The organism is Rhodococcus sp. SG20037, from assembly GCF_031763325.1.
GTDB classification, from domain to species: Bacteria; Actinomycetota; Actinomycetes; order Mycobacteriales; family Mycobacteriaceae; genus Rhodococcus_F; species Rhodococcus_F qingshengii.
Window position 1 is genome coordinate 271,274 of sequence record NZ_CP134497.1, and the last position, 22,562, is coordinate 293,835.

Sequence of the window (22,562 nt, forward strand, 5' to 3'; positions counted from 1 at the left end):
TTCATACGTACGACTGGCCAACTCAATATTGTTCCATTCGTGCCATTGACTTTATTGGTCCGACCATTAATGATTTACACGTACGCAAAGAGTCGAAAGCCCGAACGAATCGGGCCCGAGTCAGGACAGGTGGGATATGTACGACTACGGCTCATTCAGCTTCGATTCCAAGAGCGAAGTGCTGGAGAAGGCCAAACGGTACTGGAACCCCGACAAGACTCAGTTCTGGACCGACAGTGGCATCGATCTGGTCATCGGCCGACGCGAGGGTTACGTGCTGTGGGATATGGAGGGCCGCCGCCTCATCGACCTTCATTTGAATGGCGGCACCTACAACCTCGGGCATCGAAATCCGGAGGTAGTGGCGGCAGTTGCCGAGGGACTCGAACTGTTCGACATCGGAAACCACCACTTTCCCTCGGTCGCGCGCACCGCACTCGCCGAAGCATTGGTCCAGACGGCTCCTGCAGGTCTGACGAAGGTTGCGTTCGCGTCCGGAGGTGGCGAGGCGATCGACATCGCTCTCAAAAGTGCTCGGCACGCAACGCAGAAGCGAAAGATCGTATCGATCGTGAAGGCTTATCACGGTCATACCGGACTTGCGGTAGGCACCGGTGACGATCGGTTCGCGAAGCTCTTCCTCGCGGATCGACCGGACGAGTTCATCCAAGTGCCGTTCGGAGATCTGGATGCAATGGACAAAGCCTTGTCTGGCCGTGACGTTGCGGCGGTGATCATGGAAACGATTCCGGCGACGTACGGATTTCCACTACCGGAGCCGGGCTACCTCGAAGCGGTCAAAGCGATGACAGAAGCGTACGACGCTCTGTACATCGCCGACGAGGTGCAGACAGGGCTGATGCGTACCGGTGAACTGTGGGGTATCACCAAGCACGGGATCGATCCCGACATCATGGTGACCGGCAAGGGAATTTCCGGCGGTATCTATCCGATCGCGGCTGTGCTGCTCAGTGATCGGGCAGGGCAGTGGCTCGAGCAGGACGGCTTCGGTCATATCTCGACGTTCGGCGGCGCCGAACTCGGTTGTGTCGCAGCGCTCAAGACACTCGAGATCACCACCCGCCCACAGGTGAGATCGATGGTGCACTACATATCCGAACTCATGGGTGCCGGGCTTCGCAGAATTCAAGATCAATACCCCGGGTGGTTCGCCGAGATTCGTCAGAACGGAGTGATCCTTGGTTTGCGATTCGACCACCCCGAAGGGGCGAAGTTCGTGATGCGCCAGTTGTACGAACTGGGGGTATGGGCGATCTTTTCGACTTTGGATCCGCGTGTGCTGCAGTTCAAACCAGGCATTCTGATGTCGCGTGAGCTATGCGAAGACGTCCTCGATCGCGTTGAAGTTGCTGTCGGACGAGCACGCGACGACGTTCACAACTCTGACCGGAGGGCAATCTGATGAGTACGGCTTTTGCCGGACATATGCTCGAACGCGCCGTTTGGGCCGCCGAGTCATTTGCCACCTACGACGCCGACTCGGTGGGTCGTATTGCACAGGCGGTAGCCGACGCGGCATACGAAGCGTCTGGGCACTACGCCGAATGGGCGGTTCGCGAGACGGGGATGGGGGTGGTTGCAGACAAGGTTCGGAAGAATCAGGCCTGCTCACGCGGAATCCTCGAGTTCTACCGTGGGCAGGATTTTGTCAGCCCCAGGGTGGACGAGCTCGACAAGATAGTCGAGATTCCACGCCCTGCCGGAGTCGTGCTTGCTCTGACTCCTACTACCAATCCTGTTTCGTCGGTGTACTTCAAAGTATTGATCGCGATGTTGACCCGAAATGCCATCGTGGTTGCACCACATCCGAGGGCAAAGCTGTCGTGTGCGGATGCTGCGCACATGCTCAGTGCTGCAGCGGTTGCAGCGGGCGCACCGGACGGCATCATTCAGGTGGTCGACGAGCCGACGATTCCGTTGATGGAAGCGCTGATGTCGGACGATCGAACCGACGTCATCGTGGCAACGGGCGGGTCCAGCGTTGTCCGCGCGGCTTACTCGTCGGGCAATCCAGCTCTAGGAGTGGGTCCGGGCAATGTCCCTGTGTTCGTGGACGCCACCGCGGATGTGCGTTTGGCCGCACAACGAATTGTCGATAGCAAGGCTTTCGACAATTCGCTTCTGTGCACCAACGAATCCGTACTCATCGCCGAGGATGCAGTTGCGGATGGCTTGACGCGCGAGATGCAGCGTGTGGGGGCTCACTTCCTGGATGCCGACGATGTGAATCGACTGCGCGAGTACATGTTTCCCGAGGGTCACCTCAACACGGATGTCGTCGGCAAGGATGCAGTGTGGATCGCGGACAAGATCGGACTGCGAGTGACCGCGAAAACCAGACTGCTCGTGGCTCCGTTCGATGTTGTTCGCTCGGAAGAGGTTCTGGCGCACGAGAAACTGTCACCGGTGATCGGGATGGTGCGGGTCCCTGACGCTGAGCGAGGTGTACGAGCTGCGCGGGCAGTGGTCCGTATCGCCGGCGCTGGTCATTCTGCGGCGATTCACAGCGAGAATTCGCACACGATCATGAACTATGCGGCGCTGGTGCCGGTGCTGCGAATTTCGGTGAACGTCGGAAACAGTACGGGTAGCGCTGGACTCGACACGAATCTGGCTCCATCGATGACGATTGGTACCGGATTCGCCGGGCGCAGTTCGATCGGTGACAATCTTGAGCCGAAGCATCTACTGAACTGGGCTCGCGTCGCCTACAACTCGGACGAAAGTGTCCGCATGGCGAATCTTTCGGGCGTCGAAATCTGGCAGGTGCCGGCCGGCGCCGTGCCGGTCTACCCCATCGCCTCGAACGCTGCCCCCGGGTCGGGAGTGGCTGTGCCGAAATCGGTTCCGCGGACAATCCGCGCTGACTCGCCTGTTCGAGGCTCGTCGACAGATGCGGATCGGCTCCGTGCAGAGCTCCGTCGGATAGTCGTCGAAGAACTCTCCCAACTGAACAAGAGGTGACCCATGGCTGAACTTCGATCGTTCATTTTCATTGACAGGCTGCAACCACAGACGATGTCCTATCTGGGTACCTTCATTCGTGGAACGCTTCCGCGAGCCGATTCTGCCGCTCAGATTATCGAGGTTGCGCCAGGACTCGATATCGAAGGCATCACCGACGTTGCCCTCAAACATGCTGATGTGCAGGCTGGCGTGTTGGTTGTCGAAAGGCAATTCGGGTACTTGGAATTTCACGGTGAAACAGGGGCGGTGACTTCTGCCGCGGACGCAGCGCTGGACGCACTCGAGGCAACGAGATCTTCTGCGATCTCGCCGACAATTCTCGCTTCGAAGATTATTTCCAGTATCGAACCGCAGCATGCGTTCCTGATCAATCGCAACAAGATCGGATCGATGGTGCTGGCTGGAGATTCGCTCTTCGTTCTGGAAGTTCAGCCTGCCTCATATGCGATCCTGGCCACGAACGAGGCGGAGAAGGCGGCCGACGTCAAGGTGGTCGACTTTCGCATGATGGGTGCAACTGGTCGAGTGTATCTATCGGGTAGCGAAGCAGATGTGCGGCAGGCCGCCGAGGCAGCTCAGAGTGCTCTGGGAGGTGAATTCTGATGAAATTGCCTCCGCCCGAAGAGCTTCGGACTATGATTCGAGAGATCATCCGGGACGTCGCACCTGATGTCCCGAATAACCTCACTCCGAACAAGCCCGCCCCGAGCAAGCCCGCCTCACCTCAGCTCGCTCCGGTGTCGACTGGTCCGATGGCTGTCTCTCATCGAAACAAGACCGAAGCAGTGCGGCTGAGTACCAGCGCCGAACTGCAGACCTTCGTGTTCAAGCTGCTGGAACTGTTCGAGAATCCGAAATCGCGGCAAGACCTGCGTGCCGGCCGATTGAAATTCACACTCGTCCCCGGCCCGAACGCGGCGGGACCAACATCGGCAGTTCACCGTATCGACGAGGGTGTGGTGACCGAGCGGCACATAGCTCGCTTCGCAGAATCCGGTGCGCGCCTTGTTCTCGGGCGCAAAGCAGTGATAACCCCGCTGGCTCGCGAGAAGGCACGCGCTCTCGGGGTCTCATTCGAAAAGGAGCGCTGATGATTGCCGCAGTTGTCACGGGAAACATCTGGTCGTCGCGACGCATCGACGGACTGCCGAACGGCGCGCTTCTGCGCGTCGAGGCTCTGGAATCGGGCGACCGATTCATCGCGTTCGATGTACTGGGTTCGGGTGTCGGCGAGCACGTCCTCGTTGCGCAGGGTTCCGTCGCATCCAACTGGTTTCCCGGTACACCACCACCTGTGGACGCTCTCGTCATCGGATCGATCGATCGAGACGCCACACCCGAAGTTCCCCCGAACTCCGGTCTCTGACCGGATCGTGATCCTCCTGTCTGCGTACCTCGCGACAGAACCGTCAACAAAGGAGTCGACAAATGTCCAGCACAGCAATCGGAATGATCGAGACCAAGGGATTCGTTGCAGCGTTGGCGGCCGCCGATGCAATGGTCAAGGCAGCAAACGTCACCATCACGGATCGGCAAGAGGTCGGCGACGGATTGGTGGCGGTCATCGTCACCGGTGAAGTGGGGGCGGTGAAGGCCGCCACGGAGGCCGGAGCTGAAACAGCCTCTCAGATAGGCGAATTGGTGAGCGTTCATGTGATTCCGCGTCCGCATGCCGAACTTGGTGCGCACTTCTCGGTGGTCTCCAAGTAGCTCGGTCGCATCGGTTAGGCCCAGCAGGATCAACGTCCTGGCAGGATCAAAGTCTGAGGAGGAGGCACCTCGGTGTCCGCACAAGTGCAATCAACAACGGATATCCGTGTCTACCTGATGGTGCATGACCTGCAACGTCAGTTTGCGGCGTACATGGGTACACCCACTCGCGCGCGTGGGTACCCGCCGTATGAGCACGATTACGCACTCATCGTCGAGGTGTCACCAGCTCTGGCGATCGAACGTGTGATGGACCTCGCGCTGAGGGCGGTGCCTTCCGTCGAGCCCGGGATACTGTACGTGGAAAGGCAATTCGGAGTTCTCGAGATTCATGCGAACAACCTCGCCGATGTGGAACGTGCGGGTCAGGCGATCTTGGACGGCACCGGTAGCGAGGCAGCTGATCAGCTGCGACCGAAGGTGCTCTACCACGACGTGATCGAGGACATCACGGATCAGCATGCGGTGATCATCAATCGGAACAGACAGGCATCCATGGTAATGCCTGGGCAGTCACTGCTCGTGTACGAAATGACCCCGGCGCTGTTCGCGACAGTGGCTGCCAACGAGGCCGAACGCGCAGCTCCGGGAATCACTCTCGTAGACGTCCAGATGATCGGTGCAGCCGGACGGCTGTATATCGCAGGATCGACCGAAGAGGTGACGTCGGCCCGAGACAGGATCACCGACGTCTTGGCAGGTATCGAAGGCCGCGAACACGGCTGAGTCAGTTTCTTGAGAGGAGAGGAGGACCACCTGATGTTTGTCGAAGGTGCGGGATCGGCCGAAGATCTGGTCGCAGATCGTGCGATCAAGGAGTACGCGTTCTCGCGAGATGCGCAGTGGCGCATGATCAACTTGTCGGAAAATGCGACCTATCTGGTCGAAGACCCGGGGACAGGCACGGGTGGAATCCTCCGTGTTCATCGGGAGGGATATCACGATGCGCAGGCGATCGAGTCAGAACTGGATTGGCTCGATGCCCTCCACGAGGAGAACATCGTTGATGCCTCCAAAGTGATTCGGACAGCGGACGGGCGTCGAATCGTGACGACGGAAGTTTCCGGACGAACGCGGCACGCTGTCCTTTTCGAGACGATGGGTGGTTTGGAGCCGGATGAAGCGGGAATTTGTGCGAACGACTTTCATACACTCGGAGCGGTGACAGCGAGACTTCATTCTCATTCGAAGCGTTGGCGCAAACCGGCTGGTTTCGCTCGCTTCTCGTGGGATTGGACAAATACACTCGGCGAGGCGCCGAGGTGGGGACGCTGGCAGGATGCTGTCGGCATCGGGACCAACGAGATTGCGACGTTGGAGCCTGCCGTGGAATTGATTCACCGGAGGTTGGAACGATACGGGCAGGGCCCGGACCGGTTTGGTCTGGTGCACGCAGACCTCCGACTGGCGAATCTTCTCGTTGATGCAGATCAGGTCAATGTGATCGATTTCGACGATTGTGGGTTCGGCTGGTTCCTGTACGACTTCGGTACCGCCGTGTCTTTCATCGAGCACGATTCGGCATTGCCGCGTTGGCAGGAAGCGTGGTTGTCCGGGTACCGAACCGTCGCGGAATTGTCCGACGAGGACGAAGACATGCTCGCTACATTCGTCATGTTGCGCAGGATGCTCCTGGTGGCCTGGATGGGTTCCCACTCGCATTCCCAGGAGTCGCGCACCAAGAGTTCGAGTTATGCAGCGGGAACGTGCGAGCTGGCGACCAGATACCTCGATTCCGATGGTTCCTCGCTCGAACGAACTGATTTTGCTCGCTGACCGACCAGTCCCGATCAATCAACTCTGATGAGGTCCAAATGTTCAACTCCATTGAAGGTCGTTCGGTCGTCGTCACCGGCGGTAGCAAGGGCATCGGCTTGGGAATGGTCCGGGTATTCGCGCGCGCAGGGGCCAATGTGCTCATGACCGCGCGAGACGCTCTGACTCTCGAACGTGCCGCGGAGGGTTTGAATGGTCTTCCTGGCGCGGTCTCCACACTTCAAGTCGACGTCACGAATCCTGACTCCTTGGCCGGTATGGCAGAAGTTGCGGCCGAGCGACACGGAGGAATCGACGTGTTGTGCGCGAACGCTGGGATCTTCCCGTCGAAGCGGTTGGGAGAGATGACCTCGGAGGACATGGACAGCGTATTCGGCGTCAACGTCAAGGGGACCATCCACGCCGTGCAAGCGTGCATGCCGTGGCTCGAAACTTCTGGGCGTGGAAGGGTTGTCGTGACATCGTCGATCACCGGACCCGTAACCGGTTATCCGGGTTGGTCGCACTACGGGGCAAGCAAGGCTGCGCAGATGGGCTTCATCCGAACTGCTGCCATTGAGTTGGCACCGAAGAGGATCACGATCAACGCCGTCTTGCCCGGCAACGTGATCACCGAGGGGCTCGACGGTTTGGGACAGGAATATCTCGACCAAATGGCGTCCAGCGTCCCGGCCGGCAGTCTGGGCAGCGTCGAGGATATCGCCAATGCCGCACTGTTCTTTGCACTGGACGAAGCCGCGTACATCACCGGTCAGTCGTTGATCGTAGATGGTGGACAGGTTCTTCCGGAGTCGGCGATGGCGCTCGGCGAACTGTAAGACAAGCGACGACGGATTCACCCGTCCCCGGTGGATCCGTCGTCGGCGAGCACGGCTATTATTTGGTCAGACCGAATACCCGCCATGTTCAGGAGGCTGCCCCATGGGTGCGCAAACTGAGGAGGTCCGGCGGCGTATCGTGGCCGAGATCAATTCCGGAGCATTGCCTCCCGGGTCGCGTCTCGGGAGCGAGCGGGAACTGGCAGAACACTACGGAGTCAGCCGCTCGAGTCTGCGGCAGGTCCTTGCTGCATTGGAGGAAGCCGGGGTCGTTCGCCGAGCGATCGGGCGTTCCGGCGGCACATTCATCAGTCATGCAACGGTCGAGCGAGATCTCTCCGGTGTCATCGGGTTACCCGCGTATCTGGCGAGCCAAGGATACGTGGCCGGCAGCAGGATCCTGTCCACCCAAATGACCGTTCCCGATCGAAACGCGCGAGATGCGCTGGATTTGGGCGAGGACGAATTCGTGATCGATATTCGGCGCATTCGTCTTGCCGACGGGTCTCCCATCTCGTTGGAACACGTACAACTCCCGGCCGGTAGGTTTCCGGGTCTGCTGGAGCGTCCGCTGGGTGGCTCTCTCTACGAATTGATGGAGCAGGCATACGGTTTGGTTCCGGGTGCGGCCGAGGAGCAGATCGAAGCAGTCAACGCCACCACTACTGAGGCATCGGTACTCGGCACCCGCGTCGATGCTGCTCTGTTGTTGATCACGCGCACCACCCGAGACCAGACGGGTATTCCGTTCGAATACTCACGTGACCTGTTTCGCGCTGATCGAACTCGAATCTCGGTCACTGCCCGGGGACCGGCTGGACGAACAGAGGCCAAGGCAACCGTCCTGGAAGTTCGCACCGACTCCGAATCCTGAGTTCTGGTGCAATAGAACGAGATAACGTCGGATTGTGTGATCCGGCTGCCAGTCGGTACCGAAATCTGGGTCGATCCGGGTGTGGGCAGCATGTCGCACGATCCAGGGATCCGTCGTTTGACGGATGGACGTGTCCCCATAGGTGCTCATCTGGGGTCGAGTTGCTGATGTTGCGTGACCTTGTTCACATCTAGTCTTTGTCTACTTGCGGCGAATCTGCTGCCGCAGTGAGTATTCCGTCCACTCGTGCACGGGACTCTTTCTGGTTCAAGTCGATTCACTTACATTCCAGGAGCACATGGTGAGCAATCCCACGGAGTTGTCCGGACCCTCATCCGAAGTGGCAGCGAAACGTCGTGCGTTCGACGCTGTCGATGCGTTGGCTGAGGACATGGTCACGGTGTTGTCGGAGATCATCGCTATTCCCAGCGTGAATCCGAAATATCCCGGCCAGACCTACGACCAAGTCGTAGGTCTGGAGGGCAAAGTCAGTAACTTGCTGTCCGAGATCTATCAGGACAGTGGCGCCGATGTGGAGAGATGGGAGGTCGAAGCCAAGCGGACCAACGCTGTGGGGACTGTCTCCGGCTCCGGTGGTGGGCGTTCGTTGATCTACAACGGGCACGTAGACGTCGTACCACCGGGAAATGTTGAGCGGTGGGAATCGGGAGACCCGTTCTCGGGTCGAGTCGACGGTGACCGAGTGTGGGGGCGCGGCGCAAGCGATATGAAAGCAGGTTTGGTCGCGCAGGCTTTCGCGGTCAAAGCACTGCAACGTGCCGGTATCTCACTTCGTGGCGATCTGATCATCCAGGCGGTTGTCGGGGAAGAGGTCATGGACCACGAGTGCGGGATTTCGTCGACTCTGGAACGCGGGTATCGGGCTGACGCTGCTGTCGTGGCCGAACCGAGCGGTCCGACTCAACTCGGCGTAATCCCGGTGACCCCAGGTCTGCTCTGGTTCTCGGTGACAGTGGCAGGTAAAGCTACTCACTCGTCGATGCGTGGTCAGACGATCAGAGCCGGCGGTGGCGGGTCCAAGGTCGGCGTCAACGCAATCGACAAGGGGTTTCTCGTCTTTCAGGCACTTCAACGCCTCGAGGAAGAATGGGCATTCACGAAGACGCACCCGCTCTTCGCTCCTGGGCATTTCTCGATTCATCCCGGTGTGGTGACGGGTGGTCCGCACGGAGTGCTTGTGCCGTTCATCCTTTCGGAATACATGACCATCGAGTACTGCGTTTGGTACCCACCTCAGGACGACCCTGAAACAGTCAAGCAGGAGATCGAGGCGCAAATCGAGTCGATAGCGCGGACCGACGGCTGGCTGCGGGACAATCCGCCGACTGTCGAATGGAAACTCAGTTGGCCGGCGAACGATCCGGGAGAGTCTGCGGTCGAGATCACCGAGGCGATCTCTCAAGCACACATCGCTGCCGCGGGCGGGACACGGTTTGCCGGTGCGCCAACCGTTGCAGGTTTCTGTGCGGTTGAGGATACTTCTTTTCTCACAATGGCAGGCGTTCCCGCGATCAGCTACGGCCCCGGCGACTTGCGGGTGTCGCATGCAGATGACGAGTACTGTCTGATCGACGAAGTCCGTACTGCTGCAAGAACTTTTGCCGCCCTTGCGATCGACTGGTGCGGACTCGAGGAGCAGGCAGAATGAAAGAGTTCATTCGGCAACTCGCGCCGCGAACAATTCATGTGACATTCGGTTTTCTGTACGGCATAAGTCTTCTGCTTGCGCTGTTTCCTCCGTTGTATCTCGCAGCAAGTGGCGTCTCGACACGAATCTTGGGGCTGCCGTTCAGTATCTTCTACTGGCTCTTCGACGGTTTGTTGGTCGGGCTGAGCCTGTGGGCGCTCTATCTGGTCGAAGGCATCAGGGGCGAGCTGGACGAGGACTTCGCTGTGGTATCCGACCCCTCCGTTGGGTCACCGAGTTCGCCGACTGGAGAATGACATGTTGATCATGCTCGGAATGTTGACAGTCTTCTATGCTGTCGTCGTCTATATCCTTTACGCCACCAAGCGCAGCGAAGCGCCGTCCTTTACCGAGTATTCGGTGGGTGGCCGTAGCTATGGCCCATGGTTCGTCGCGATGTCCTATGTCAACTCTTGGTGGCCGGGTGCGGTTTTCATCGCCTTCTTCGGTTTGGCGGCTGGTGCCGGAGTATTCGGATTTTACGGACTGGCTTACTCGGGGCTAGGCGTCGCGATGATGTATTTCATGGCTACAAAGGCCTGGCGATGGGGAGCTCGATACGAATTACGTTCACAGCCAGATCTTCTCGGGCTGCGGTTCGACTCGACATTGGTCAAGAAGATTGCCAGTGTGATCGGTGTGGTGTCGTTGTTCCCGTGGGTGGTGCTCGGAATGCAAGCGCTGGGACAACTCCTCGAAGTTGCCAGCGAAGGCAAATGGTCCGTCACCACCTGCCTGTTGATCGGATTGGCGCTCATCGTCATTCGCCAGATCTGGACCGTCAAGATGGGCATGCGCGGGCTTATCATGACCGACCTGTTCCAGGGGATCGTCGCTTACGTGGTTGCCGGATTGGTGTGTCTTCTCATGCTCGTCGGATTTGGTGGATCACCCATCAGCTTCGGGGCGTTGGCAGAACTGCCGGTGGAGATGCTGCGGGTACCAGGCGACGGCGACGCATATGGTCCCTTCTACTTGTTTGCGTTGATCTTCACCGGAGTTGTCGGATCACTCTGTTGGCCAACGAGTTTCCAGCGCATCTACACGGCGTCCGGAGTGCGAGCAGTCAAGGCGGGCACTATCCGCACTGTCTTGATTTCGGGGGTCTTCTACAGCCTTTTGATGCTTGTGGGACTCGCTGCGTCGACCATTGCAGAAGTGCACGAGGTGCCGCAGAATGGTTGGTTCACTCTGATGTACCAATACGGTGGAACATGGATGCTGGGCCTGGCAGTCACGATTGTTTTCGCAGCATCGATGGGGCATATCGACGGCAGCGTCCAGGTGTGCGGTCTGCAGATCGCGAACGACATCATCAATTCGGAAAAGCGTCCGCTGTCAGATCGACAGCTGACTGCCGTTGCAAAGTCCAGCATGGTTGTATTCATGGCGGTCGCCGGTGTCGTCGCGTATCTCACGTTCGACATGGCTCGTTTGCAGCTCCTTGCTCAGATCTCCTACCAGGGGATCGTGCAATTGTCGATTCCTCTGTTTCTGGGACTCTTCTGGCGCGGTGGTAACAAGCATGGTGCAGTTGCCGGCATGCTCTCCGGGTTCAGCGTCGCGGTGATCTTGACCTGGATCTACCCTGACGACATTGCGGGCCTTGGCGGGCTCACCGCCGGTATCGTCGGAATGGCAGTGAACCTCGTTGTCTTCCTGTCGGTCTCGGCGATCACTGGTCGGACCGACGCAGATCGTCGTCGCGTCGATACCCTTTTCGAGGCCGGTCGGAGCCCGGTGCGTGTGCGACAGGACGGGGCACTGCGAGCGTCCTGACTGGATGTCCGTTCACACACCCATCGCTTCGTTCTCACTATTCGGTCGGAGTCGCTGCTAGGAGTCCGTTTCGCGGAATCCTCGGGCAGCGGCTCCGGCCGACTGCGAGTGATCTGTTGATGGCCGCCCGGGGATGCAGCCCACTGTCTCGGCAAAGCGGTAATTGTCACCCGAAAAGCGCGGTTCCGCGGTATTCTACGGTGCTATCAGCCGATGAATCTTCGGATGAATCCCTGGAAAAGTCTTGATGCGCTTCAACTTTCGACAGGGATCGTGCACGAGAAACCGACTGGTCGATTGTCGCCATGTGGCGCGCATCGATCGAAGTGAGGATGGCGACATGGCGCTCACTCATCACACGCTCGCCACTGTGGCGGACATCGCGTCGATATGCATAGAAAATGCACCTGTCGGCCAGAGAGCATCCGCAGTCATGGATCGGCTGAACGAGGAGATACCGTTCGAGGCCGCATCGATCGCGAGTTACGACATGGGAAGGCAGCGTCACTTCACCGTTGCAGCATCCGAATACCCGGGAGAAGTGAGTTCGTATCTCAATCAGGGGTTCACCGTCGACGACCCCGCCTTTCTCGCTATGCGATTTCGACGTTCGCGGCCGCTGCGCTGGTGCGATATTCCGAATTACGCTGACAACTTCAGTGCGCGAGAGGTCTTTCAACCTTCCGGTTTCTACGAAGGAGTCACGACTTGTCTGTTCACACGGGACGGTCGATATACAGGCTCACTTCACCTGAGCACAACATTTCCGGTTCCATTGAGTGACGCGGCCGTAGACTGTTTGATCGCTGTTCAGCCCCTCATCGCGACGCTGACCGACGGTTTGCGGGCAAACGATGGGGACAGTTGGGAACTGTTGGTCGATGGTTCGGAAGAAGCTGCATTCTTGACCGACGAAGGATCGGTGTCCGATGTTCAGGGCACGGCGCGTGGAGAACATCTCCACGAGGATGGCGCGCTGTACCAACAAATGCGTATTGCAGTTGCCCTCGGCGGCCCTCGAAGTCTCTATTGGGTTTCGCCCGACGGACACACGATGCGTATGTCCGTCACACCCGTAGCTGCTGGATCGCTGGTGACGCTCCGTCACGAAAAGGCGCCCCGGAATCTGACGGCTCGGGAACTCGAGGTACTCACGTATCTCGCCCGCGGGCTCAGTAACGCCGAAATAGGCAGAGAATTACATGCGAGTCATCGCACTGTTGCAACACATGTCGAACGCATACTCGACAAACTCGACTGCCACTCACGAGTGGCGGCGGCGGGAATCGCGACTGCTGAGGGCATTGTCCTGCCGCTGCGGTGACAACGAAGCGGTCTCGGCGTCGCTCGACACCGAGACCGCCCGACGATTTTGCTACTGTCCGCCCGTCGGAGTGCCGATGGTCCAACCTCCGTCGACCAGGATATTCTCTCCGACAACATGATCGGAGAGATCGGATGCCAGGAACAAGGTAGCGTTCGCAATATCTTTCGGAGTGGCCCACTGCCCCCTCGGGGTTTGGCCGGTCAATATCTCGCGTGTTGGTTGGTCGTAGGAATCCGTCATTGCAGTCGTTACGAATCCGGGAGCTACAGCGTTGACGTTGATGCCGTAAGGTGCGTAGTCGAGCGCTACCTGTCGTGTGAAGTTGACGATCGCGCCCTTCGAGGCGCAGTAGGCCGCGAAGCCGGGGTTTCCTCGAAACCCGCTGATGGAACTGATGTTCACGATCTTTCCACCCCGATTGATTGCGCGAAGCTGTCGGATCATCTCCCTGGTGCAATAGAACGTGCCGTCAACATTGATCGACATCTGTCGACGCCACAGATCGTCGTCGGTTTCGAGGACAGTCCCGGCGACGAGAATGCCGGCGTTATTCACGAGTATGTCTATTCCGTTGTGTCGCTGAGAGGTCTCGGTGAAAACGGTTGTCACGTCTCTGCTGTCCGAGACGTCGAGGTGGACGTGCTCGGACACTCCTCCACGCGATTCGAGCAACTCCGTAGTCGTGGGTCCACCCTCTCGCGGTTGTTCGGAAAGATCGGCGACTACGATTCGGGCACCCGCCGCCGACAGTGTTTCAGCGATAGCCCTGCCGATACCCGAAGAGCCCCCCGTTACGAGTGCAACTTTGCCGGTCAGATCGATCATGATGCTCCTGGTACTCGAAGGGGTGGATACCCTCGAGCCTAAAAGGCATGTATGACAAAGGGTATCGGTCGGTTAGCCCTCAAACATCATGCTGTTGGCCGACGGTGTCCGTCATTCGACGGAACGGGTTGGCGAAGTGATCACTGAGGTTCATCCCAGAAGGTCGAACTGGCGGCGTAGCGCTTCTATCGCCGCCAGGACGGCCGGCCTTTCGCTGTCTGTCCGCCAGGCGAGGTAGATGTCTCGGCCGAGCGGCGGAACCGTGTCGAGCATTCGAACACCTTCCGGCGGTACAACTCTCGCCAGACGTGGAATCAATGCGACGGCGAGGCCCTGAGCGACGAATTCGACCTGGGTGGGAAACTCGGCGACCTCGTACTCGATTCGTGGGTCGAACCCCTGCGCGCGCAGGGTCCTGACGGTGAAGGTGTGAAAGTCCGTTCCCCGGGTCCACGTCGCCCAGGCATGCTCGGACAGCTCGCTGAGCGCGACGACCTTGTTCTCCGCCAGCGGATGTGACGCCGGGAGAGCGAGCAGCGCCACGTCGTCGTACACGGGCGTGAAGGAGAGTCCGTCGGGAAGTTCGACGGGCAGAGTGCTCCAACTGTCGACCACCACGACGTCGAGGTCGCGGCGAATCAGTGCTGGGAGCAGTTCTTCGGATTCGCCTTCGTTGAAGGTGATTTCGAGCTGCGGGTGCGCATGCCTGATTTCGGCGATGGCTCGCGGCAGCACCGTCCTGCTGGGGGAGACCAGGGCGCCGATACGTACGCGGCCCGTCACCTCGCTCTGCAGCGACGCGATTTCCGCCTCGGCCTGAGCGAGCGTCGAGAGAACCTCTGCGGTTCGGCGCGCGAGGATTCGGCCCGCTTCTGTGAGTCGCACACCGCGGCCCTGCGGTTCGAGGAGCGGAACACCGACCTCGCGCTCGAGTTTGTTCAACTGCTGCGAAATCCCGGACGGTGTGACATGCAAGGTGCGGGCGGCAGCCGCCACTGATCCGTTCTCGGCGACGGCGTGCAGGGCGCGGAGTCTTTCGAGAATCAACACAGTAGCAATGCTACCGAATATACGGTCTGAACATTTGCTTGTGCTGAATAGTTAGCGGCAGGAACATTGTCGAGTGACCACTCTGACCTCCGCGACCGCGCAGACACCGACACCCACCCGAACTCCTCGGGGGCGCATCGACCCTCGATTGCTCGTCGTCGGAGGCGCAGCCGCGATCTCGATCAGTTCGCTCCTCATCAAGTTGGCTGATGTCGGGCCCTCGACGGCCGTCTTCTTCCGTTGCTTCCTGGCCCTGCCGCCGCTGTTGTGGTTGGCGTGGCGGGAGTACCGCCGGGTGGGCAAGCCGAGCCGGCGGGCAGTCGTTCTGCAGGTGCTCGGCGGTCTGCTGCTCGGACTGGATTTCGCGTTGTGGTCGCAGTCGATTCTGATGATCGGCGCGGGGATGGCGAGCGTCGTCGTGAACGTGCAGGTGGTCGTGGTGCCCGCACTGTCCTGGTTGGTGTTCGGCCATCGGGTGCCGATGCGGTTCGTCTTCGCCCTGCCGTTCATGTTCACGGGAATCGCCTTGGCGGGCGGCGTGTTCGGGGGTGGGGGAACCGGCGACGACTTGCTGTGGGGAACGGCGCTCTCGCTCGTCTCCGGAATCGCCTACGGCGGCTACATCTTCGTGGTCGGCCGGACGGGCGAGGCGGATCGGGCAGCGAGCCAGGTGTTGATCTCGACGACGTCCGCGGGCATCGCCGGGTCCGTCATCGGATCACTGTGGGGCCGGATCGATTTCGTCCCGGGCTGGGAAGCCTTCGGCTGGCTCGCGGCACTGGCGCTGGTCGGCCAGGTGTTCGGCTGGATGCTGATGGGGCACTCGCTCCCTCGGCTTCCCGCCGAGGTGGGCGCGACGCTCCTGCTCATGCAACCGGTACTCGCCGTACTGCTGGCGGTTGTGCTGCTCGGCGAACGGCCCGGTATCGGGCAACTACTCGGGTGCGTCGTCGTTGTCGGAGCGGTCTCGGCCGTCTCCGTACGTCGCACCCGAGCAGTCACCCGAGTAGGTAGCGCAGGCTAGTGCACTCGCATCTCGCCGGGCATCCACATGCCCGAGCGGGTTGCGGTGCCCGTCTCCACCTCTGCCGGAACCGCATTGGGGAAGTACCGGTCGTACCGCTCGAGTGATCCCCAGTCCCGCGCCCAGTCGTCCTTCAGATATGTAGGAACCGTCGTCGCACCGGCAAGAACCTCGGTGAATCCGAGCGGGCCACCGTTGTCCGCGGACTGCCAGGTGTCGGTGGAACTGACCGCAAGAGGACGGTCCGGGAGGATGCGGAAGTTCGGCATCTCGGCCACGCCGTTCTGATGTGTGAACGGACGTTGGCACGGGAACTGAAGGCCGACAGCCCAGTCCAGGAGGACCGGCTGCTCGTTGCCGATGTACGAGTTCAGGGACTCGAGCTTGGGCACGCGCGGCGGCGTGAATGCCATCCACTGATCGCCCGTGAGGTTGGGATCGAACGCGACCACCCGAACGGCGTCGGCGTCCGGCGCGAGTTCGTCGATCGGGATACGGACGTTGCGCCACGACGGCGCGGGTCCGATGTCTCGCGGCATGTACGAACCCTGAACCTGCACGGTCCCGTCGGGCTGAGTCTTGCCGTACTCGACCAGAAGTGACTGGCCGTACGTGATCGCACCGGTGTTGTCGACGGACCACACACGCCCGGCGACGGACATGACCACCAGCGGTGATTCTTCACTGCGAGTGGGCAATCCGTACCAACTCGAGATGAGGGAAGCAGGTTCCTGCACACCGGGCTGATAGCTGCCCATGACCGGTGTCTTCGACGGATCGAGGCCGAACGGGAGCTTGGCCGTGCTGCCGTTGACGCCGACGTTGCCGGTGCCGCCGCTGGTTCCGGCGCCGGAACCGGTGGCGAAGGTGGGACCGACGCTCTGGCTGTCGGTATTGCCCATGCCCTGCTTGACTTCGATGTAATCCGCAGTCAGATCGCTGGGAACCCCATTGGGGGAGAAGCCCTTCGAATCAACTCCGGACAACGGATCCTCGGCGTTGAATCCGGGAGCGGTCAGAGGCCGCAGATTCCCGGAATTGACGTCGGTCTCGACCAGAACGTCCTCGGCCATGCCGCAGGTCTTGCCCGCGAGTGCCTCGATGTTGCTTCGGCCCAGCGAGTACGCCGGGTACTGCGACACTGCGCCCTTGAGTAGCGAGAGCACCTCGAACAGGACCATCAGACCGGCAATCACGGTGAGGGGAGCGGCCGCGAATTTGCGAATTCGTCTGCCCTTGGCCGTGTTCGGCTTCTCGGGCGGGGCGGCAAATCCCTCACGCAGGTACTGCCAGGCGGCAAAGGCCAAGGCGAGAGCAAAGAGCGCGAGGAACAGGGTGTTGGATTCACGGCCGTCGTAGGAGATGGTCTTGTCGAACCACGGCACGCCGTAACTCGAGACGTACCAATAGCCGTTGATGCCGGCGAACGTCAACGCGAGCATCAGGAGCAGTCCGGCCACGAACACCGATCGGTTACGACGCGAGCGCAGGGCGGACGCGGACACGGCCACGGCGGTCAGCGCGGCGAGAGAACCGGCGATGCCCGCGTACGCACCGAAGTGGTGAGTCCACTTGGTGGGGTTGAACATCATCAGGAACATCGTGCCGAAGACGACGCCGACCAGGCGCCACGACGGACCGGTTGCCGCGCCGGGGACGCGGCCGCGGCGCAACAACACGAAGAGCGTCGTGAAGAGGCACAGGATCATCGTCAAGAATGCGAAGCGTCGGGCAACCGAGCCGTCGACCGTCTGGACGAAGAGGTAGTAGTAGCGCAGGAAGTCCTGGTACCACTCGAGATTGGGGCCGATGATCGTTCGGACGCGCGTGGCCTCCATGACACCGGCAAAGGTCTGGTCGGCGAAGATGACGACCAGCACGATGGTTCCGGCAGCGGCGATCGGAGCGAGCAGCGGCAGGGTGCCGACCAGTCGGTGACGCTTGACGACGATGCGCACCAACGGGCGCACACCGGCGAGAAGGGCTGCGATACACATCAATCCGGTGGGTGCGGCGGCAAGAGTGAAGGCGCCGATCAAGATTGCCGTGGCCGCGGGCAGCAGACGTCCGGTGGCGATGGCGCGCTCGATGGAGCACCAGGTGAGCAGTGCGCCGAGAGCCACGATGGGCTCGGGGCGAAGACCGTTGTTGTACGCCAGCCAGAAGGACAGGAACACCAGCCCGCCGGTCCAGAGGGCGACGTTGCTCCGGCGAACCGCCCGGCCGAGACGCGGGACGACCTCGCGGCTGATGACCATCCAGCACAGGATTCCGGCGAGGAGAGCGGGCAGACGCATGAACGGGCTCGCGGTCGAGATCTTCGCCATCACGGCCAGGACTTCGTAGTACCAGCCGAACGGGGCCTCGGGAACGCCGAACCAACGGAAGTAGTTGGCCATGTATCCCGCGTCCGGCGAGACTCGAGCCATGGTGAGGAGGTAACCGTCGTCGGCGGTGTTCGCGCCGATGAAGTGCCACACGACGAGCGTGCCGACCACCACTCCGTCGATACCGGAGAACTTCCACCAGCGTGCGGGCAGGAAGCGTCGGTGCTTGCGGCCGTCGGTGCCGTCGAGGCGAGCCAGGGCGACCAGCGCGACGATGGTCGAGAGGACTGCCACGATCATCGCGACCAGCTTCAAGACGCTGGGGCTCGAGGAGAAACGTGAGTCGATCGTCATCGAGAAGCCGAGGCCCTCGGGGGCAGCGCCGTCGGGCAGGTCGCTGAAGACGCCGACCACCTGCGGGCGGAAGTCACCGTCGAGCTGGCCACGAATCGGGTTGCCGTCGGGATAGGTCAGTCCGACGAACTCTGCCGTGGTTCGGTTGACGTCAGAGCTGAACGCGATGGCGCCACAGCGACTGGACTCGACGTCCTCGCGTGCCGCCGAAGCGACGACGACGTTGCGATCGAGCACGTCGACGCTGGTAGCGGACACGCGGACGAACATCGACGAGAGCGCGGCGCCGTCGCCCTGAGCAGGTGCCGTCGACAGCAAGATACCGCCGCCCTCGGGCAGCGAGCTGACCGCGGTGCAGGGGATCGACGCGTTGACGTCGATGGGAACCTGCGCCATCAGCGGTGCCTCGACGTCGCCGATCACGCCGTTCTGCGGCCAGTTGACCGAAGCCGTCGTCTGCACGACGGGAAGCAGCGGAGTTGCCAGTGCGAGCACGAAGCCGAGCAAGCCGGCGATGATCGCGACCCATCGCGTGCGATGGAAACGCTCGCGGGCATCCTGACCAGCAGGAGGCGGCGAACTCGAAGTCTGAGGTGAAGCTGTCACGGCGTCGGGCACGGCTACCGATGGTATGTCAGGGCTGAGCGTGGACCTACCGTGCCCAGGTGGTTGGTAGGTCCACGCGTAACAGTTACGACTGGTAACGAATCGGGCCCGGTGTCCAGGTGCCCGATCGGGTCTCTGTGGTGACGTTCATTTGCGCGGGAACCGCGTCCGAATCGAGCGGTGTGTACTGCTCGAGCGATCCCCAGTCACGATCCCAGTCGTTGTCCAGATAGGTCGGCAATGCCCTGGCCGAGAGCAGTTCGGTAGTCCAGCCGAGCGGTCCGCCGCCGTAGTGGTCCTGCCAGGCGTTGGTGGACTCCGCGCCGATGCGGTCGGGCAGGATGCGCCAGTCGGGGATCTCGGCGACGCCGTACAGGTGATCCACCGGACGTTGGCACGGGAAGGCCAGACCGACAGCCCAGTCCATCAGCACGGGATCGGTGGATCCGACGACGTCCTGCAGCGTGCGCATGGTCGGCACTCGTGGCGGTGTGACCGCCAGCCACTGGTCGGCGCTGATGTCGGTGTCACTGGCCACCAGACGCACGGTGTCGGCGTCGGCGGGCAGCTGATCCATCGGAATGCGCAGGTTGCGCCACGACGGCGACGGGCCGATGTCGATCGGATCGACACGTCCCAGTGCGTCGACGCTCCCGTCGGCCTGCTTCTTGCCGTACTCGACCTGCAGCACTGCGCCGGGGGTGACGATGCCGTCGGAGTTGACGTAGCGGATGCGTCCGGCGGCCGCGACGGTCAGGAGCGGTGCGGCGTCGTTGCGCTCGGGGAGTGAATACCAACCGGTGGTCAGTGACGCGTTCTGAGGTGCTCCGTAACTACCGAGCACCGGGGTTTTTGCGGGGTCGAGCCCGAACGGGAGCGCGACGTTGCTGCCGTTGACGCCGGCCGTCGACTGCGAGCCACCGGCGGTGCCGGATCCGGTTCCCGGCGTGGTGGTGCCGGACTGCGAGGTCGAGGTGTCGAGGCTGTTTGCACTGCCTGCCGTCGAGTCTTCTGCGTCGGCCGTGAGGTCGCCTGCAACCCCGTCCGGCGAGAACCCGGTTGATTCGCTCGCACCGAATGCACCTGCGCCGGCGAGATCGGTGGGCCGATCCGTCAATTGCAGAACGCCGGCGTTCGGATCGGACTCGACGAGTACCTCACCCGCGAGACCGCAGCTTCCGCCGAAGACGGATTCGATGTTGGACTTGCCGATCGAATACGCGGGGTACTGCGCGACCGCGCCCTTGAGCAGGGACAGCACCTCGAACAGCACGACCGCTCCGGCCGCGATGGTCAACGGTGACGGGGCGAGAAGGCGGAGTCGCCTGGTCTTCTTGACGCTGTCCTCCGTGCCGTTTCGCCGGCGCGGCTCCATGACGTGGTACCACGCGGCCAGCAGCAGCGCGAGAATCGTGAGGCCGAGGAAGGCCGTCGAGAATCCCTTGCCGGCGATTGACGGCGGCTTGTCCCACCACGGGACGCCGTAACTCGAGACGTACCACCAGCCGTTGGAGCTCGTGAACGCCACAGCGAGGATGAACAGGATGCCCGCGGCGAACAGCGCGCGGTTTCGTTTGGAACGCATGCTCGACGCACTCACACCGACGGCAGCGAGGACGGCCACCGTGGCGGCCAGACCGGCGTACACACCGAAGTGGTGAGTCCACTTGGTGGGGGTGAACTGCATCAGGAGCAGCGACGCGAACACGATGCCGAGGATTCGGCGCGAGGGCCCGATCGCGGTGCCGGGGATCCGGCCCTTGCGCAGGATCATCATGACGCAGAAGACGAGTCCGACGATCATGACGAACATGCCGAAGCGGCGTGCGAGTGAGCCGTCGGGGGAGATGGTCATCAGTGCGTCCCAACGCAACCGTTCCTCGAACCACGGAACGTTCGGCCCGACGGCCGTTCGCACTCTGGTCGATTCGAGAACTGTCGCGAGGGTTTGATCTGCGAAGACCGCGACGAGCACCACGGTTCCGGCGGCGAGAATCGGCATGATCTGGGACAGGAAGCCGACGCGTTTGCCGCGGGCGATCAGGATCTGCAGGATCGGCCTGGCTCCGGCGATCAGCGCGCCGATGGCGATCAGCCCGGAAGGCCCGGCGGCCAGCGAGAATGCGGCGATCAGCACGGCCATCGCGGCGGGCAACAGACGTCCGGTGGCGATGGCGCGTTCGATGGAGCACCACGTGAGCAGGGCGCCGAGGGCGATGATGGGCTCGGGACGCAGGCCGTTGTTGTACGGCAACCAGAAGGCCAGGAACACGAGCCCGCCCGTCCAGATGGCAACCTTGTTGCGGCGCACCGCAACACCGAGTCGCGGTATCACCTCGCGGCTGATGACCATCCAGCACAGAATGCCGGCGATCAACGCGGGCAGGCGCATCCACATGCTCGCGGTGCTGACCTTCGCGAACAGTGCCAGCACGTCGTAGTACCAACCGAACGGCGCTTCGGGGACGCCGAACCAGCGGAAGTAGTTGGCCATGTACCCGGAGTGCTCCGAGACTCGGGCCATGCCGAGCAGGTAACCGTCGTCGGAAGTGTTGGCGCCGAACACATGCCACAGCGCCAGCGTGCCGATAACCAGGGCGTCGATGCCGGTGAACTTCCACCATCGCGCCGGCAGGAACCGCCGTGCACGACGGCCGTCGACGCCGTCGATCCGGTGCAGTGCGTACAGCGAGACGATGGTCGAGAGTGCCGCGACGATCATCGCGAACAGTTTGAGAAGTGTGGGGCTGGACGAGAACCGGGAGTCGACGTCCATGTGGGCGGACAGTCCGGCGGGCGCTGCGCCCTGCAAGTCGGTGAAGATGCCGACAACCTGTGGGCGGTAGTCACCGGTCAGGGTGGTGCCGACGCCGTCGATACCGGTGACCGCCGCGACGGTCTGCTCGGAGTTGGTCGTGATGGTGATCGCCGTGCACCCGCTCAGTTGATCGAGCGGGGTCGAGATCAATACCGAATCGCGGGTGAGTGCTTCGAGGCGGTCGGCAGTGGTGCGGACGGTGAGGCCGCGGTCGTTTCGGTCCGGCGCGCCGTTCGGCATGGTCGAGAGCAGTGTGCCGCCGCTGCCGCCCAACTGGCCGAGGGTGGAACAGGGAATGCTGATGTCGAGCGATGTGGGCGAGTAGGAGATCAGCGGCGACGAAACGCTGTTGACGGTCCCACCCTGCGGCCAGTCGATGCTCGCGGCTTCCTGCTTGACGGGCAGGAAGGGCGTAGCGAGTGCAAGAAGCAGGCCAAGAAGGCCGGTGACTATCGCGATGAGTCGTGCCGTCCGGACTCTCTGGGAATCCGATTCTCGGGGAGCTTCGGGGCCAGTGGGCACGGGTTTCGGGGGCACTACTACTTCAGACGGCACAAGGAACGATGTTAGGCGAGTGC

19 protein-coding genes are annotated in these 22,562 nt (G+C 61.4%); 15 read left to right on the plus strand and 4 right to left on the minus strand.

Annotated elements, in window-relative coordinates; all coding sequences use genetic code 11:
* Positions 1-136 precede the first annotated feature (136 nt).
* The 14 genes from RHP72_RS01255 (at position 137) to RHP72_RS01320 (ending at position 12,977) form a co-directional block, all read left to right on the plus strand.
* Positions 137-1,423, plus strand: coding sequence for an aspartate aminotransferase family protein (locus tag RHP72_RS01255; RefSeq protein ID WP_003943881.1), 1,287 nt, complete (start codon positions 137-139; stop codon positions 1,421-1,423).
* Complete coding sequence (locus RHP72_RS01260; protein ID WP_003943852.1) at positions 1,423-2,985, plus strand: aldehyde dehydrogenase family protein; 1,563 nt, start codon at positions 1,423-1,425, stop codon at positions 2,983-2,985. Before RHP72_RS01255 ends, RHP72_RS01260 begins: the two co-directional genes overlap by 1 nt.
* A gap of 3 nt (positions 2,986-2,988) precedes the next feature.
* Positions 2,989-3,591: a BMC domain-containing protein gene (locus RHP72_RS01265; RefSeq protein WP_003943811.1), complete on the plus strand. Its 603-nt coding sequence runs from the start codon at positions 2,989-2,991 to the stop codon at positions 3,589-3,591.
* The gene (locus RHP72_RS01270; RefSeq protein ID WP_037131195.1) at positions 3,591-4,079 is read left to right on the plus strand and encodes a hypothetical protein; all 489 of its coding nucleotides are present in this window, start codon (positions 3,591-3,593) and stop codon (positions 4,077-4,079) included. The genes RHP72_RS01265 and RHP72_RS01270 overlap by 1 nt, the downstream gene beginning before the upstream one ends.
* Entirely contained in the window at positions 4,079-4,354 is a 276-nt protein-coding gene (locus RHP72_RS01275) for a EutN/CcmL family microcompartment protein (RefSeq protein ID WP_003943836.1), read from the plus strand. Before RHP72_RS01270 ends, RHP72_RS01275 begins: the two co-directional genes overlap by 1 nt.
* Positions 4,355-4,416: 62 nt before the next feature.
* On the plus strand, positions 4,417-4,698 hold the full coding sequence (locus tag RHP72_RS01280; protein WP_003943829.1) for a BMC domain-containing protein: 282 nt from the start codon (positions 4,417-4,419) through the stop codon (positions 4,696-4,698).
* A gap of 117 nt (positions 4,699-4,815) precedes the next feature.
* On the plus strand, positions 4,816-5,424 hold the full coding sequence (locus RHP72_RS01285; protein WP_050794046.1) for a microcompartment protein: 609 nt from the start codon (positions 4,816-4,818) through the stop codon (positions 5,422-5,424).
* A gap of 33 nt (positions 5,425-5,457) precedes the next feature.
* Entirely contained in the window at positions 5,458-6,474 is a 1,017-nt protein-coding gene (locus RHP72_RS01290; RefSeq protein ID WP_003943949.1) for a phosphotransferase enzyme family protein, read from the plus strand.
* Positions 6,475-6,512: 38 nt separating this feature from the next.
* Complete coding sequence (gene fabG / locus RHP72_RS01295) at positions 6,513-7,292, plus strand: 3-oxoacyl-ACP reductase FabG (RefSeq protein WP_003943844.1); 780 nt, start codon at positions 6,513-6,515, stop codon at positions 7,290-7,292.
* A 103-nt stretch (positions 7,293-7,395) separates the two neighbouring features.
* Positions 7,396-8,166 (plus strand): GntR family transcriptional regulator, encoded by a 771-nt coding sequence (locus RHP72_RS01300; RefSeq protein WP_037131190.1) that lies wholly within the window; start codon positions 7,396-7,398, stop codon positions 8,164-8,166.
* A gap of 301 nt (positions 8,167-8,467) precedes the next feature.
* The gene (locus RHP72_RS01305) at positions 8,468-9,835 is read left to right on the plus strand and encodes an ArgE/DapE family deacylase (RefSeq protein WP_003943974.1); all 1,368 of its coding nucleotides are present in this window, start codon (positions 8,468-8,470) and stop codon (positions 9,833-9,835) included.
* Positions 9,832-10,131, plus strand: coding sequence for a hypothetical protein (locus RHP72_RS01310; protein WP_003943970.1), 300 nt, complete (start codon positions 9,832-9,834; stop codon positions 10,129-10,131). The genes RHP72_RS01305 and RHP72_RS01310 overlap by 4 nt, the downstream gene beginning before the upstream one ends.
* A 1-nt stretch (position 10,132) precedes the next feature.
* Entirely contained in the window at positions 10,133-11,653 is a 1,521-nt protein-coding gene (locus RHP72_RS01315; protein WP_003943875.1) for a sodium:solute symporter, read from the plus strand.
* Between the two features lie 340 nt (positions 11,654-11,993).
* Complete coding sequence (locus tag RHP72_RS01320; protein ID WP_161121237.1) at positions 11,994-12,977, plus strand: response regulator transcription factor; 984 nt, start codon at positions 11,994-11,996, stop codon at positions 12,975-12,977.
* A gap of 51 nt (positions 12,978-13,028) precedes the next feature.
* Here the strand turns inward: RHP72_RS01320 and RHP72_RS01325 are convergent, their stop codons facing one another.
* Entirely contained in the window at positions 13,029-13,805 is a 777-nt protein-coding gene (locus tag RHP72_RS01325; protein WP_003943850.1) for an SDR family NAD(P)-dependent oxidoreductase, read from the minus strand.
* Between the two features lie 150 nt (positions 13,806-13,955).
* Positions 13,956-14,855 carry a LysR family transcriptional regulator gene (locus tag RHP72_RS01330; protein ID WP_311094217.1) on the minus strand — a complete coding sequence of 300 codons (900 nt, stop codon included), beginning with the start codon at positions 14,853-14,855 and terminating at the stop codon, positions 13,956-13,958.
* A gap of 73 nt (positions 14,856-14,928) precedes the next feature.
* On the opposite strand from RHP72_RS01330, the gene RHP72_RS01335 reads away from it, so the two are divergent.
* A complete protein-coding gene (locus RHP72_RS01335) occupies positions 14,929-15,879 on the plus strand; it encodes a DMT family transporter (protein WP_058227044.1) in 951 nt (316 codons plus the stop codon).
* Here RHP72_RS01335 and RHP72_RS01340 read toward each other — a convergent pair.
* Together RHP72_RS01340 and RHP72_RS01345 are read right to left on the minus strand one after the other, a co-directional pair.
* A complete protein-coding gene (locus RHP72_RS01340; protein WP_030535817.1) occupies positions 15,876-19,178 on the minus strand; it encodes an arabinosyltransferase domain-containing protein in 3,303 nt (1,100 codons plus the stop codon). The two genes, RHP72_RS01335 and RHP72_RS01340, sit on opposite strands and share 4 nt — an antisense overlap.
* A 73-nt stretch (positions 19,179-19,251) precedes the next feature.
* Positions 19,252-22,506 (minus strand): arabinosyltransferase domain-containing protein, encoded by a 3,255-nt coding sequence (locus RHP72_RS01345; protein WP_311094914.1) that lies wholly within the window; start codon positions 22,504-22,506, stop codon positions 19,252-19,254.
* Between the last annotated feature and the right edge of the window lie 56 nt (positions 22,507-22,562).

What these genes read in the sequence shown, in the direction of transcription:
- RHP72_RS01255 (WP_003943881.1), top strand. Translation starts at nt 137, where the DNA reads ATGTACGACTACGGCTCATTCAGCTTCGATTCCAAGAGCGAAGTGCTG.
- RHP72_RS01260 (WP_003943852.1), top strand. Translation starts at nt 1,423, where the DNA reads ATGAGTACGGCTTTTGCCGGACATATGCTCGAACGCGCCGTTTGGGCC.
- RHP72_RS01265 (WP_003943811.1), top strand. Translation starts at nt 2,989, where the DNA reads ATGGCTGAACTTCGATCGTTCATTTTCATTGACAGGCTGCAACCACAG.
- RHP72_RS01270 (WP_037131195.1), top strand. Translation starts at nt 3,591, where the DNA reads ATGAAATTGCCTCCGCCCGAAGAGCTTCGGACTATGATTCGAGAGATC.
- RHP72_RS01275 (WP_003943836.1), top strand. Translation starts at nt 4,079, where the DNA reads ATGATTGCCGCAGTTGTCACGGGAAACATCTGGTCGTCGCGACGCATC.
- RHP72_RS01280 (WP_003943829.1), top strand. Translation starts at nt 4,417, where the DNA reads ATGTCCAGCACAGCAATCGGAATGATCGAGACCAAGGGATTCGTTGCA.
- RHP72_RS01285 (WP_050794046.1), top strand. Translation starts at nt 4,816, where the DNA reads ATGGTGCATGACCTGCAACGTCAGTTTGCGGCGTACATGGGTACACCC.
- RHP72_RS01290 (WP_003943949.1), top strand. Translation starts at nt 5,458, where the DNA reads ATGTTTGTCGAAGGTGCGGGATCGGCCGAAGATCTGGTCGCAGATCGT.
- fabG (WP_003943844.1), top strand. Translation starts at nt 6,513, where the DNA reads ATGTTCAACTCCATTGAAGGTCGTTCGGTCGTCGTCACCGGCGGTAGC.
- RHP72_RS01300 (WP_037131190.1), top strand. Translation starts at nt 7,396, where the DNA reads ATGGGTGCGCAAACTGAGGAGGTCCGGCGGCGTATCGTGGCCGAGATC.
- RHP72_RS01310 (WP_003943970.1), top strand. Translation starts at nt 9,832, where the DNA reads ATGAAAGAGTTCATTCGGCAACTCGCGCCGCGAACAATTCATGTGACA.
- RHP72_RS01315 (WP_003943875.1), top strand. Translation starts at nt 10,133, where the DNA reads ATGTTGATCATGCTCGGAATGTTGACAGTCTTCTATGCTGTCGTCGTC.
- RHP72_RS01320 (WP_161121237.1), top strand. Translation starts at nt 11,994, where the DNA reads ATGGCGCTCACTCATCACACGCTCGCCACTGTGGCGGACATCGCGTCG.
- RHP72_RS01325 (WP_003943850.1), bottom strand. Translation starts at nt 13,805, where the DNA reads ATGATCGATCTGACCGGCAAAGTTGCACTCGTAACGGGGGGCTCTTCG.